At 54.3% G+C, this 13,097-nt stretch carries 8 protein-coding genes; 3 read left to right on the top strand and 5 right to left on the bottom strand.

Translation table 11 applies throughout. The annotated features are described in order from the left end of the window. Positions 1–45: 45 nt before the first annotated feature. Positions 46–906: a 4Fe-4S binding protein gene (locus BUE18_RS03940; protein ID WP_073473051.1), complete on the top strand. Its 861-nt coding sequence runs from the start codon at positions 46–48 to the stop codon at positions 904–906. 140 nt (positions 907–1,046) lie between these two features. Here BUE18_RS03940 and BUE18_RS03945 read toward each other — a convergent pair whose 3' ends face one another. Together BUE18_RS03945 and BUE18_RS03950 are read right to left on the bottom strand one after the other, a co-directional pair. Then, complete coding sequence (locus tag BUE18_RS03945) at positions 1,047–1,940, bottom strand: metallophosphoesterase family protein (RefSeq protein ID WP_073473052.1); 894 nt, start codon at positions 1,938–1,940, stop codon at positions 1,047–1,049. Positions 1,941–2,048: 108 nt separating this feature from the next. Further along, positions 2,049–2,897, bottom strand: a complete 849-nt coding sequence (locus BUE18_RS03950; RefSeq protein ID WP_073473054.1) for a 3-hydroxybutyryl-CoA dehydrogenase — start codon at positions 2,895–2,897, stop codon at positions 2,049–2,051. A 158-nt stretch (positions 2,898–3,055) separates the two neighbouring features. Between BUE18_RS03950 and BUE18_RS03955 the strand changes: the two genes are divergently transcribed. Together BUE18_RS03955 and BUE18_RS03960 are read left to right on the top strand one after the other, a co-directional pair. Further along, the gene (locus BUE18_RS03955) at positions 3,056–4,426 is read left to right on the top strand and encodes a dihydrolipoyl dehydrogenase family protein (protein ID WP_073473055.1); all 1,371 of its coding nucleotides are present in this window, start codon (positions 3,056–3,058) and stop codon (positions 4,424–4,426) included. A 487-nt stretch (positions 4,427–4,913) separates the two neighbouring features. Further along, positions 4,914–5,891 (top strand): DUF3089 domain-containing protein, encoded by a 978-nt coding sequence (locus tag BUE18_RS03960; RefSeq protein WP_073473057.1) that lies wholly within the window; start codon positions 4,914–4,916, stop codon positions 5,889–5,891. 587 nt (positions 5,892–6,478) lie between these two features. Here the strand turns inward: BUE18_RS03960 and BUE18_RS03965 are convergent. The 3 genes from BUE18_RS03965 to BUE18_RS03975 form a co-directional block, all read right to left on the bottom strand. Next, entirely contained in the window at positions 6,479–7,654 is a 1,176-nt protein-coding gene (locus tag BUE18_RS03965; RefSeq protein WP_073473059.1) for an acetyl-CoA C-acetyltransferase, read from the bottom strand. Positions 7,655–7,718: 64 nt separating this feature from the next. Continuing rightward, positions 7,719–8,951 carry a glycosyltransferase family 4 protein gene (locus BUE18_RS03970; protein ID WP_073473061.1) on the bottom strand — a complete coding sequence of 411 codons (1,233 nt, stop codon included), beginning with the start codon at positions 8,949–8,951 and terminating at the stop codon, positions 7,719–7,721. A gap of 30 nt (positions 8,952–8,981) precedes the next feature. Continuing rightward, positions 8,982–13,061, bottom strand: coding sequence for an O-antigen ligase family protein (locus tag BUE18_RS03975; RefSeq protein ID WP_073473063.1), 4,080 nt, complete (start codon positions 13,059–13,061; stop codon positions 8,982–8,984). Between the last annotated feature and the right edge of the window lie 36 nt (positions 13,062–13,097).

Below are 13,097 nucleotides of genomic sequence, written 5' to 3' on the forward strand. Positions count from 1 at the left end.
CCCCAACGCATCGATTTGCAAGCAAGGCGAAATACCGGAGGAAATATGGGCATCCTGAATAATATAAGAACCGGCGTGGTTTCCAGCATAGTAACGCGCCGTTGGCTTATGAGGCCGGGGATGAAAGGCCTTGAGTTTTCTTATTACGTGGGGCGGGTTCCCCTGCTTAAAAAACTTCATCCCTGGACCAGCGGAAAAAAGAACAGCTGCACCTACCTGCCCATCAAGGTGGACATCAACCAGGAGATGGGTCAGGCGGTGAATGAAATATATCCGCCCCAGGTGGTGCATGATTTCATCGACAAAGCCAGCCACATCGTTCGCATGAACAAGTGCCTGTGCCGAAACGCCCAGGATTGCGAAAACCATACCCACGATATCGGCTGCATGTTCATGGGCAGAAGCGCGCTTGGCATGCCGCCCCAGATCAGCAAGGAAATCAGCAAGGAAGAAGCTCACGAGCACGTTGAAAAGGCCGTGGCCGATGGCTTGGTGCCCATGGCCGGCAAGGTGCGTGTGGATAATTTCGCCTTTTTAATTCCCGACCGGGATGAACTTCTTTCCGTATGCTTCTGCTGCCATTGCTGCTGCATGATGGGCTATTACCGCCATGCAGGAGAGCAGATCAACGAAATGATGGTTCCTCTGGAAGGAGTGAAGATTACGGTCAATCCCGAGGTGTGCCAGGGATGCGGAACATGCGTGGAAACATGCATCTTCGACGCCATCAGCATTAAAGACGGCATAGCGGTTCACAGCGACGCCTGCAGGGCCTGCGGCAGGTGTACGCGCTACTGCCCCAACGGGGCCGTCACCCTGAGCATTGAAAACGCCCATTACAAGGACGCCATGGAAGATCGCGTGGAATCCTACGTGGATTGGGGCCAGGGAAAGAAAAAAGGCTAAACAGGTTTTTCGGGGAAACCCGGAAAATGGAGGGTGTAAGTAGGGGGAAAGACAGGGGGAAAGCCGCCGTGGGGGGAGGCTTTCCCCTTGTGCATTTTAAGGGCTGAATAATTTCTAACCCGCTTAGGGCTGTATGGCTATCAACTCATGGAAACAGTCATCCATTTGCCTTGGGTAAGAACCGCTTGCTCCTTTTGATATTTGATCCTGAAGCCTCTGTACTTGTTGGTTTCCGGATCCATTTCAATGCAATACCCTTTGGCGAAGATCCATTTGTTTTTTAATGAGGCCGATCCGGCGTCAAACACAAAGGGAACGCCTAACTCCTTGCTCCCCGCCCATCTGTCAAATGACAGATCAGGCGTGATCAAATGGTTGTGCCCAAAAAGAACCGCCTGGACGTTATTATACGCCCTGATGCACTCCTTGAATTCCTTTGCATCCCTTAATTCCAGAGGCGTGCCGTCCGGCCCCATGGGATGATGATGCAAATACACGGCAACCTTTTCGTTGCGGTCTGCCGCTGCGTCCAGTTCAGCCTTTAAGTTTTCCAACTGGCCTGTTCCGATTTCACCCTCGGCTGCGCCTCCCTCCAGGACATCCAACCTCGCCTGCATGGAATTGACGCCTATGAAAGTCATGCCGTCAACGCAGGCCTCCACCCAAAGCGGCCCATCCCGGCCTTCCATGAAAGATTTCTGAAAGAGGGCATGAAGCCTTCCTGAAGGATACGTTTCGCCATCGGGCGTTTTTGACCGGTAATCATGGTTGCCGGGAACGACCAGGACCTTATGAAAGTGGTCTCTCAATTTTTCAAGGATAGGCTCCACTTTGCCATAATGGATTGGAACTCCGTGCTTGTCCAATTTGTGCGCGGAATCAACCAGGTCGCCGGTGATGATAACAACATAATCATCGCCTTCGTCGAAATGCATGACCATCCAGTCGGCTAAACTGTTGCATCTCGCCCTATTCGTCCATTTTGAAGTTTTGTGCCCGATGTGTAGATCGCTGATATGGAGCATCTTTTTCATAAAAGCCTCCTTTGCGAACATTATAACGAGTAAATTTTTAGGCAAGGCGGAAGGGAGAGCAAAAAGGAGAGCCTGCTTAAGGCCGGCAGGCTCTCCCTGGAAAGACGTTTAATAGTCGTAGAAGCCTTTTTTGGTTTTTCTGCCAAGCCAGCCGGCTTCCACGTATTTTCTCAGAAGCGGGCAGGGGCGGTACTTGGAGTCCTTAAACCCTTCGTACAGAGTTTCCATGATGGCCAGGCAGGTGTCCAGGCCGATAAGGTCGGCCAGGGCCAGAGGACCCATGGGATGGTTCATGCCGAGCTTCATGACCGTGTCGATGTCCTCGCGGGTTCCGACGCCGTGATACAGGCAGTACACTGCTTCGTTGATCATGGGCAGCAGAATGCGGTTGGCGATGAATCCGGGGTAGTCGGCGGCTTCGGCGGGAGTCTTGCCGAACTTTTCGCTCAAATCCCAGGTCAGCTTAAAGGTTTCGTCCGAAGTGGCGATGCCGCGGATGACTTCCACCAGCTTCATGACCGGCACGGGATTCATGAAATGCATGCCGATGACTTTTTCCGGCCTTTTGGTCTGAGCGGCTATCCGGCCTATGGGAATGGAAGACGTGTTGGTGGATAGGATGGCGTCCGGGCCGCAGATTTCGTCCAGATCCTGGAAGATCTTAAACTTGAGATCTTCACGCTCCGTGGCGGCTTCCACCACAAAGTCAGCTTTGGCCATGTCCTTAAGATCTTCCGTAATGGCGACCCTGCCCAGGATGGCGTCCTTGTCTTCAGCGGAAATTTTGCCCTTTTCCACGTTCTTGGAAAGGATTTTTTCAATATTTGCAAGGCCTTTCTTGGCGAAATCCAGGGAGATATCGCTCATGATTACATTCAGGCCGCTTGTTGCGGCTACCTGGGCGATGCCGTTGCCCATCTGGCCCGATCCTACAACACCGAAAGTTTTGACGTCCATATTCTCCTCCTGTTACACTGATTAGGTAAGTTGGCTCGTGAAAAACATTTGGGAACCTACTACTTTTTTAGGCCTTGCGCAAGTCTTTGAGACGGGCGAAATTCCAGCAATTCCCAAACTGTCAGCGGGCTTAGGATTCATTAGGGCGGGAGGAAGTTATGAAATCATACGATGTGGTGGTCATAGGATCGGGGACGGCAGGACAAACGGCGGCCTATGCGTTGGAAGAACAAGGCTTTAAAGTCGCTGTGATTGAAAAAAGTCCCACGCCCGGAGGAACCTGCGCCCTGTTCGGCTGTCAGGCGAAAAAATGGTTCTACGAGACCGCCGAGGCGGTTTCCAAAGCAAAACATCTGCAAGGCCTGGGAATCACGCAGCCTCCCGAATGGTCGTGGAAGGACGTCCTCACCCAAAAAAACGCCTTTACATCCAAAATTCCGGAAGGCGCCGTGAACAGCCTGCAAGGGGTGGACATCGACTTCATCCCCGGAGAAGCCAGGTTTCAGGACAAGGAAACCCTGGTGGTGAACGGAGGAACCGTCCACGCCAAGTGGTTCATTATAGCCTCGGGCGCCGAGCCCATGCCCCTGCCCATTGACGGGGCGGAGAACATGATCACCAGCACGGATTTTCTGGATCTGAAAGAACTGCCTGAGAAAATCCTCTTTGTGGGCGGCGGCTTTATATCCTTTGAATGCGCCCACTTTTGCGCCAGCCTGGGGCCGAAAGACGGAACGGTTACAATTTTGGAAGCCGGGCCAAGGCCTTTGGGCCCCTTTGATTCGGAAATGGTGGAACTTCTGACGGAAGCCTCCCGGGACGCTGGCATTGACATCCGGACCGGCGTGAAAATTACCTCCATCGTCAAGCAGGGCGGCGGATTTAAGGTGATTACGGAAAACCAGGGGGATTTTGAAGCCGACCTGGTGGTTCACGGCGCGGGCCGCAGCCCCGATATATCGGGGCTGGACCTGGAAATAGCCGGGGTGGAATACGAACGCAGGGGAATCAAGGTGAACCCATCCATGCGGACTTCCAACCCCAGGATCTTCGCCGTGGGCGATTGCGCCGCAAGCATCCAACTGGCCAGGGTGGCGGACAAGGAAGCCGCCGTCTGCGCAAACAACATTGCGGCCGAGCAGGGCGCCGGCAAAGCCCAGGCCATGGTTTACGACACCGTACCTTTTTTGTTGTTCACCTATCCCCAATACGGCATGGTGGGCAAGACCGAAGACGCCCTCAAAAAGGAGGGCCTAAAATATTACAAGAGCTTCGGCAAGAATATCGCCTGGCCAACCTACAGACGCGTGGGCATGAAGCACGCCGCTTACAAGATTTTGGTGGACGAAAACAATATGATCCTTGGCGCTCACATTCTGTCGGATAACGCCTCCGGGCTGCTGAACCTGCTGAGAACGGCCATGATGCACGGCGTTTCCGCCGAGGATTTGCATGCCGAAAGCCTCATGACCCCCTATCCTTCCCGGGAGAGCGACGTCGTCTATATGCTCAAGCCCCTGATTGAATAAAAAAAAGGGGCGGGAGAATATTTTTTTAAAAAAATGCCTCCGGCGCGAACTACTAAACTGCATGCCTTCGGCGAGTCGCTTTTTTGTAAAAAAGCTCCGCAAAAAACTTTTGAATGGCGCTCCGCGCACTACTTAAAAAATTGCCTCCGGTGGCCCTCTTCTTGAAAAAAGAGGGCAAAAACCTATCAAATGCGCTTCGCCTAGGGCGTAGATAGGTATGTCATACCCGAATGTCACTGTCGGGAATCCAACGTCCCTGGCCTTGTCTTTGGGCGGCCCAGGCAGCGCAGTTTGCTGCCGAGGTGTATATGGTCTCCTACCTGATTGCAAGGCTTCCGGGCGCCGCCGAAATGAAACTCAAGATTCACCAGCATCTTTCCGATGCATTGAAAACTGGAGAATCGCAGCGAATGACGCATAATTTGAGCTAATTGATTTTTAAACAATACATTTTCAATCTACTGAAAGCGAGGTATTTTCCATCACTATGAAAAGTTCCAGAAAAAACAAATTCTTCCTTATTCTTACCGTCTTCCTTTTGCTGGGCCCGTTCTTTGCGCCGCCCGCCCTGGCGGAAGATCCCTCTCCTGATTATTCCCAAAAGCAGAACTGGCTGGCGTTAGCCGGCGCCCCCGATAAAGAGGTGGACGTTTTTTGGGTCTACCCTACGGTCTATCAGGGCAAGCCCTTAGTGGCGGCCATTGACGACCCCCAAATGCGTCAAGCGGCCATGCGCACCCTCACAACCCAAGCCTCGGTTTTCGCGGAGTCGGCCAATATTTTCGCCCCCATGTACCGCCAGGTTCAAATGGCGGTGCTGAAAATGTCCGTGCAGGATCAGGAGAAATATCTGGACATAGGTTATAAGGACATTGAGAAGGCTTTTGACTATTATCTGAAAGACCTCAACCAGGGCAGGCCTTTTATTCTGGCCGGGCATAGCCAGGGGTCGGATCAATTGTCAAAGCTCATAAAAAAACGGCTCAATGACCCCGATCTGAAAAGCAAGCTGGTGGCGGCCTATATAATCGGCTGGTCCATCACCAGGCAAGACCTTGAAAGTCACCCTTATTTGCAGTTATGCGCTTCAGACCGAGACACAGGCTGCATTATCACCTATAACTGCGTGGCCGCCGGAAAGCAGAAAGCAGCCCCCACAATTCTTCCAGGCGCGGTGGTGGTCAACCCGCTCAGTTGGAATTTGGGCGGCGCGGCCATAGCGGCTGATCAAAACCTGGGCGCGGCCATCTTCGCCGACAATGGCAAAACGAGCATGGAGCCCGGTTTCACTGGCGCTCAGGCCGTTGAGGGCGGGCTGGTGGTAAACCCCAGGGACGCCGCCAAACTAACCAGCATGCCCTTTGGCCCGGGCGTCTATCACAACTATGATTACGCGCTGTTTTATCAAAACCTGAAGGTCAACCTGGAACGCCGGATAAAAGCATACTTGTCCCGCGGCAAATAGGTGGATAATTCTTGGGATGTCCCCCAAACAGGGATAGAAATAAACTGTAGTAGCTAGCATCTAATCTGACAGGCGCCCTTTCCGGGCGGATATTTTTTCAGGCTAAGTGGTAATTGTCAGCCCAGCTTCTTCTTCTTGATTTCTGGGGACGTCTTGATTTCTGGGGACGTCTTTGACTATTTGACTAACTGAAGTTGCGCATTGATGCTGTGTGATTTCTGGGGACGTCTTTGACTATTTGACTAACTGAAGTTGCGCATTGATGCTGGGCGGATTCCAATCTTAGCCGCAGCATCAATGGCGGGATCAAAAAAAGTGTGTTTCTGGGGACGTCTTTGACTATTTGTGTTTCTGGGGACGTCTTTGTTTCTGGGGACGTCTTGATTTCTGGGGACGTCTTTGACTATTTGACTAACTGAAGTTGCGCATTGATGCTGTGTGATTTCTGGGGACGTCTTTGACTATTTGACTAACTGAAGTTGCGCATTGATGCTGGGCGGATTCCAATCTTAGCCGCAGCATCAATGGCGGGATCAAAAAAAGGGCGGGAGAAAGCTCCCGCCCAAAAAATAACTCAGCAACAAAGGCTATCTTTTGACCACCAGGGCAACAGCTTCGCCGCCGCCCAGGCACAGGGAGGCGCAGCCGGTTTTGCTGTCGCGTTTGATCATTTCGTGAATCAGAGTGATCAAAACCCGGCAGCCGCTGGCGCCGATGGGATGGCCCAGAGCCACGCTGCCGCCGTTCACGTTGGTTTTTTCCGGGTCCAGGCCCAGTTCCTTCATGACGCAGACCGTGGAGCCGGAGAATGCTTCGTTAATCTCGAACAGGTCCACGTCCTCCATCTTGATGCCTTCCTTGTCCAAAGCCTTGGGCACGGCCCAGATGGGGGCCACCAGCACGTACTTCATGTCGATTCCGTAAGAAGCCTGGGCGCCGATTTCCGCCATGATTTCGCAGCCAAGCTCCTTGGCTTTTTCTTCGGACATAACCACCACGGCCGCGGCGCCGTCGCTGATGATGGAGGCGTTGCCCGCGGTGCCCACTCCGTCCTTTTGAAAGGCGGGCTTCATTTTTGACAGGATTTCAAAAGACGTTTCCTGCGGGCATTCGTCCGTATCGAAAATTTTGGGATCGCCTTTGCGCTGGGGAATGGACACGGGAACGATTTCGTCCTTGAATCGGCCGGACTTGATGCTTTCCATGGCCCTGCGGTAGGTTTCCGCGGCGTATTTGTCCTGATCCTCGCGGGTGACTTTGTATTTTTCCGAGCACAATTCGTTGGAAACGCCCATGTGGAAGTCGTTTACGATGTCCCATAAACCGTCGTGGATCATGCTGTCTTCCAGCTTGCCGGGGCCCATGCGGTATCCGAACCGGGCTTTGGGCAGGTAGTAGGGGGCGGCGCTCATGTTTTCCATGCCGCCCGCAACCACCACGTCGGCGTCGCCCAGAACGATGGCCTGAGCGGCCAGCATGACCGCCTTGAGTGCGGAGCCGCAAACCTTATTAATGGTAAAGCACTCGGCGGCCCACGGCAGGCCGGCTTTGACGGCCGCTTGCTTGGCCGGGTTCTGGCCGTATCCCAAAGGAAGCACCTGGCCCATAATGACTTCGTTGACCGCTTCCTTGTCGATCTTGGCTCTTTTGACGGCTTCTTCTATAACGATTGCGCCCAGGTCCGTAGCGCCGATATTGGCGAGGCTTCCGTTGAATCCGCCCAACGGGGTGCGCGCTGTACTTACGATGACTGCTTTTTTCATGAGTAGTCTCCCAATGATGAATTTGAATTCCAACCGGATAAGCTTCGGCCGGAAGGGCTTTTTCCTATGGCAGGCGGCCTAAAAGCACCTGCTCCAATACCCGGGCCTGAGACGCCCGGGAATAGTTGTCTATCACATACTGCCTGAGTTTTTCACCCATGTCTCTGCGGGTTTCGAAGCCCAGGGCGTCCATTTCCCTGATTGCCCGGACCATGTCTTCCGGGTTTTCCGGCGTATAGCACACTCCGCCGTTGACGGCCTGCACAAGGTCCTTGGACTCCCCTTCCATACCCAGTAAAACGGGGACTTGGCAAGCCCAGGAGTCGTACATTTTTACCGGTTTCATACTTTTGAACACATCCAGGGCCTTTGATGTCACTGCAGCGGCATCGCACGCTGAGAAGATGGGAGGCATTTCTCGCCTGGGCTTATATCCCAGAAAATGCAGGTTTTTTAATTTAAGCTCCCTGGCCCGGTCCCGCAATTCCTTCTCGACCGGTCCGGTCCCTACCATGAGGAATTGATACCGGGGTTCGTCCTCCATCAATTTGGCGGCGTTCAAAATGGTGTGCAGATCCTGGGCGACGCCCATATTGCCGGCGTGCAGCACAATAAAGCTGTCCTCCATGCCAAGATTTTTCCGGACCTCGTCCCTACCCTCCCGGGTCCAGTAAAAACTTTCCACCGTGGCCCCGTTGGGAATGACGATCATCTTTTCCGGCGGCACATTGCGTTGGAGAAGCATGTCCCGGACCGTCTCCGTGACCACCACGATTTTTTCCGCGTTGCGGTAGCAGGCCTCCTCCAGCAAGGTGGCCATTTTGATCGCCATGCCTGACTGGACAAGGCCCAACTCCACCGCAGCCTGGGGCCATGGATCGCGCACCTCAAAATACATGGGAATTTTTTTGACCCATTTGAGAAATATGGCGGCTCCGCCCACGAACAAAGGCGGCGAAGTGGCGTATATGCAATCGTACTTTTTCCGGCGCATTAAAAGCCCGGCCAGGGCGGCCGTGAACATATAGCTCAGGTAAAAGATGATGCGTTTTTTAAAGCTCTTTTCCCGAAAAGCGGCGACCTTTACGTACCGGACGTCAATGCCTTCCAATTCGTCCTTTTTGTACCAGACGTTTTTGAACTCCGGGTGGATGATTCCCTCCGGATGATTGGGTACATTAGCGATGACCGTTACTTCGTGCCCTTGCTGGACCAGGCGGCGGGCCATTTCAAAGGACCTGACCTGGGTGGCCCCGTTTTCAGGCGGGAAATACTGGCTTAGATATAATATCCGCATGTTGGTTCTCCAGGGGCGCGCTCTTGAAGATCAGGAATCGTCAGGCCGCTTTTTGATGTTTTCCACAAGTCTTTCAACGTCCCTTGCCCGGGCCGGTACGCCGGCCTGCTTCCACATTTCCGCGGAACGCATGAAAAGCGAAATGGCGTATTGCTTGTTGCGCGTCAGGTGGGCGCTTCTTTCCAGAGCATAGGCCGCTTTCTTGTAATCTTTCAGTTGTTCGTAAACCCCGGCTGCCACCATCCAGTTCATGGCCTTGCGCCGTTGCTTTTTCAAGGCCTCTTCAATGCATTCGGCGGCTTTTTCAAAATCCCCCATAATGCCGTACAGCTTGGCTGCCTCGCGCCACATATTGGGGCCGGGGTCTCCTGCGTCCAAGGCCCTTTCAATGGTCGGAACAACCTTTTCCCGCTGATCCGTTTGCAGATAAAACGCCGCGGAGGCCAGGATCGCAGCCTTTTTCCTGGGATGCTCCTTTTCTATCTTATCAAAAAGGTCCTGACCCAGGGAAATGTCATTTTCCTTTTTGCAAATAAAGACGAGCTGCTTCATAAAGTCCGCGTTCATGGGCTCGACCAAAAAGCCTTTTTCCAGGGCCTCCACGGCTTTTTTGGGCTTGCGGGCGTTGATGAAAACCCCGGCCAGCTTGATTAATCCCTCGGCGCTGTCCGGGCGGACCGTCAACGCCTTTTCCATGAGGGCCGCCACCTCGTCCAACCCCTTTTGGCACTCGGGCGAGGGCTGGATGTCTCTGCCCTGATGGAGCGTCATGGCGCTTCTTAGGGCGGGGCCGCACGTTTTCGCCAATTGGTTCATGCGGACGTCGGCCATAAGCAGATACGTGGGCAGTTTTCTGTCATCCAGTTCCAGCGAGTGTTCCAGGTATTCCCTGGCGCTGTCCAGGTCGCGCATGGTTTGATAATAAAAACGAGCGATTTCCGTTTCATAATAGGAATTGGTGGAGGCCATGCTTCTGGCCAAATTGTACCAATCCGCCGCCAATGCCGCTTTATCCGGGTCCAGCTTTCTGGTTTTATCCGGATGCGCCCATTGAGCGTAAAGCCTTGCAAGGTTCATGGCGTTTTGCGGGTCGCTGGGATTAATGGAAAAGCAATTGGTCAGCGCCCATTTGCCCATTTCCCGGACCTCCTCCCGATTGAGTTCGGGCAACTCCCAGATCTTCAAGGAATCGAAATCAGGCTCGCTGTCCTTGAAAAAAGACCCCGTGGTTGGGGTGTGCTGCGCCAGCATCGCTGCGTCGGAGGCCAGATCCGTGTGGTTGGATGTCAGGAATGAGGCCTCCTTGACGGCGCCAAGGGAGTGCGCCACGCCGATTAAACGCAGAAATCGCTCCGAGCCCATTTTCGTGTTCAGGGGCGGAGATGCGCCGCCGGACCCCCATTGCTGGGCGCGGGCGGTATATACGTCGGCGATGACGGGCCTTACGCAAACGTACACGACAGCCGCCGATGTAATGATAGTGACGGCCAAGGCGGCGACAATGGCGCGAGGCGGAACCAGGACCTTGGGGGCGTCCTCATCCCTTTTCTGCATCAACAGCCAGCCCAGAATAAAGGCGACGCCCAGCATCCACAAATACTGAATCCAGATGCGCGACGCCACCCAGTGGGTTTGGTTGACCACTTCCTGGAGAACCCGGCCGGGATCTTCAGTCAGGGGAATGACGCCCTTCATCAGGCTGGAAGAATGGAGTATGATGACCAGAATGGCGGAAAACGCCGTTAGCCCGCCCGCTCCAATGAGCAAGGGCGGCCATTCGCCCCACTTGAGCTTTTCGGGATTCTCCCGGCTCCCGCAAAAAATCAGAACGAAAAACACGATCAGCGGCAAAATCATCAGCCCGCCGAATACCATGCTTTTTTGTTCGTTGTACTCAATGGGATTGGTCTTGACCGAACGCAGCAGGCCCATGCCGGGCACTGCGTCGAATTCCGGCATTTTAAGCACGGGGCCTGAACGGGTTTGCTGGACGATGGACCATTGGTGCCCCAAAAACGAATAGGCTATGAGCGAGATGACCACCCCGCATAAAATGGCAAGCACCAGCATATTTCTGGGCGCGGCGGCGGGCTTGGGCTCCTGGCTGCTTTGCCGCCCTTTGCCGCTTTTCAACTGAGGCGCCGGCTCCTCCGCAGACGCCAACGGCTTCCGCACGCTTAGCCGGTGCACCGCGATAGCGACCATCAGTCCGGAAAAAGTCCAGAACAACATGGCCGTGGAGGAAAAGGGGAAGGACACGGCGATTTCCGTAATGTGGGAAACCAGGGCGCAAAACAGGCCGACGGCGGTCCAGGCCACAGGGTTGGCCATGTCCGGTTTTTTACTTGCGCGCCCTTTGGTAAAAGCGCAATACGCCAACACCCCGGCCAGGACCCCCACGTGGGCGCCTACGCAGGCGTAAGCGGTCTCCGATTCCAGCCTGGCGATGTGGCCGCCTACCATTCCAAGCATTTTGGCGAGCAAAACAAGCAGATCGTACCCGAAAAACAGAAAAATCGTGGTCCCGAGCACGCCGCCTGAAACAAAAAACAAGGCGAACTTCCGCCGCTGTTTTTTCACCATGGAATATCCGGCGGCGGACAACCCGTGAACCATAATCGCGCCCAGCAGCCATAAATAAGCGGCCAGGCCGAATAGGCCCGTGGCGGCCAGGCGGCTCATCATATCGTTATGCGCTCTGTCCGCGGTTTCGGAGGGCGGCAGCTTTTTAAGCAGACGCAACGGGTAGCGTTGGCGAAAGGCGGTTCCCACAGTTTCCTGCCCAAACCCGAAAACAGGCCGCAAATAGCCGAAAGGAATTTTTTTCGCCTCCCGGTTTTCTATGGAGGAAACCTCTAACAGGGGTTGGAACGAAAAGAAAATGTCGATGTAGCCTTCCCAGACGGCCACACGGGTTTCCATGGAGCCTTGCCGGCGCACCGTTTGCCAGACGTTGCTTTCCTCCGGCTCCGGCTCTTCGTTGTCCCGCGCAATCTGAGGGTGCTCCAGAGTGACAAAGTGAATGCCATGGGAGCAAAAGCCGACTCCCAAGGCCAATAAAATACAGAGAATGGCCGGATTGATTAAGGACGACTTACTTTTTCCGGCGCTGAAAAACAACCCTGCGCAGCCTATGACCGCCGCAACCGGCCAGATCATGTACGTTGCCGCGAACACAGCGCTTTTGTCGGCCAGAAATTTCATCATAAGGGCTATAAACATGCCCACGCCCACGCCCACCAAAAGGCAGGACGCCAGCTTTAAGACGTTGTTCGCCCAGACTTTGATTCCCGGCCCCCTTAAGGTCCGCGCCCAGATAACGGCGAAAAAGATCAACCCGGCCATAAGGCCCAGAATCGGACCGCGGCTTTTTGAGTGAAACGTGGAAAGCAGTTGCAGGGAGGCGATCATGGAGTATATGGAAGCCTTCCACAAACCAGCGTTGGATTCCTCCTCCTCCCGGAGGCTGGCGAAAATCCGCGCCAGGGTCGGGAAAAAGACCATCACCTCAAAGGCCCCCAGGAAGACCGCGTTGCCAAGGGTCGACACGCATCGGACGCCCACGTTTCCTTTCCAGGGCATGGGGTCCGGGCCGTAGTGCTGGGCCAGGGCGTATAATGAAATGGGCAGGCTGGTGAAGATCAGCACCGTGACCACCCTTTCCACCTGAAGGTGCGACCTGAAAAAGGCGATGATGACCAAAAAGACGCCGATAAGGGATAATTGTGAAATCAGGCCTTCATGCCTGAAAATTTCCCCCCAGAAACTAAGGGTGTGGCCAATGGAAAACACGCAGGAAAGAATCAGAGCCAGGGTGTACAAGAAGACCGGTCGCATCAGCCCTTTCGGAGCCCCCAGGGTCCTCTTTCGGGCTTTTCCCCTGTCCGCCATATAGACCATCCACAGGCCGGCCAGAACGAAAGCTCCGGCCCTGAACATGGCGTATTTGTGGTTTTCAAAAATATGCTGGGACAGCACGTTAAAATGAAGGGGGACCGCCATCGCCATCACAAGGACAAGGGCTTCCATGGCCCCTGCGCAAAAACGGCCTAAAGCCGAAAGTTGGGGGGCGGAATCGGGGGCGTCGCTTGAAGCAGTTAAGCCGGACATAGTTCCTCTTTGTTTTCAGTGTGCAGCCAATAGGAT

This window comes from Desulfatibacillum alkenivorans DSM 16219, assembly GCF_900142135.1.
Lineage (GTDB): Bacteria > Desulfobacterota > Desulfobacteria > Desulfobacterales > Desulfatibacillaceae > Desulfatibacillum > Desulfatibacillum alkenivorans.

Coding starts and splice junctions, on each gene's coding strand:
- BUE18_RS03940 (WP_073473051.1), top strand. CDS start 46: ATGGGCATCCTGAATAATATAAGAACCGGCGTGGTTTCCAGCATAGTA.
- BUE18_RS03945 (WP_073473052.1), bottom strand. CDS start 1,940: ATGAAAAAGATGCTCCATATCAGCGATCTACACATCGGGCACAAAACT.
- BUE18_RS03950 (WP_073473054.1), bottom strand. CDS start 2,897: ATGGACGTCAAAACTTTCGGTGTTGTAGGATCGGGCCAGATGGGCAAC.
- BUE18_RS03955 (WP_073473055.1), top strand. CDS start 3,056: ATGAAATCATACGATGTGGTGGTCATAGGATCGGGGACGGCAGGACAA.
- BUE18_RS03960 (WP_073473057.1), top strand. CDS start 4,914: ATGAAAAGTTCCAGAAAAAACAAATTCTTCCTTATTCTTACCGTCTTC.
- BUE18_RS03965 (WP_073473059.1), bottom strand. CDS start 7,654: ATGAAAAAAGCAGTCATCGTAAGTACAGCGCGCACCCCGTTGGGCGGA.
- BUE18_RS03970 (WP_073473061.1), bottom strand. CDS start 8,951: ATGCGGATATTATATCTAAGCCAGTATTTCCCGCCTGAAAACGGGGCC.
- BUE18_RS03975 (WP_073473063.1), bottom strand. CDS start 13,061: ATGTCCGGCTTAACTGCTTCAAGCGACGCCCCCGATTCCGCCCCCCAA.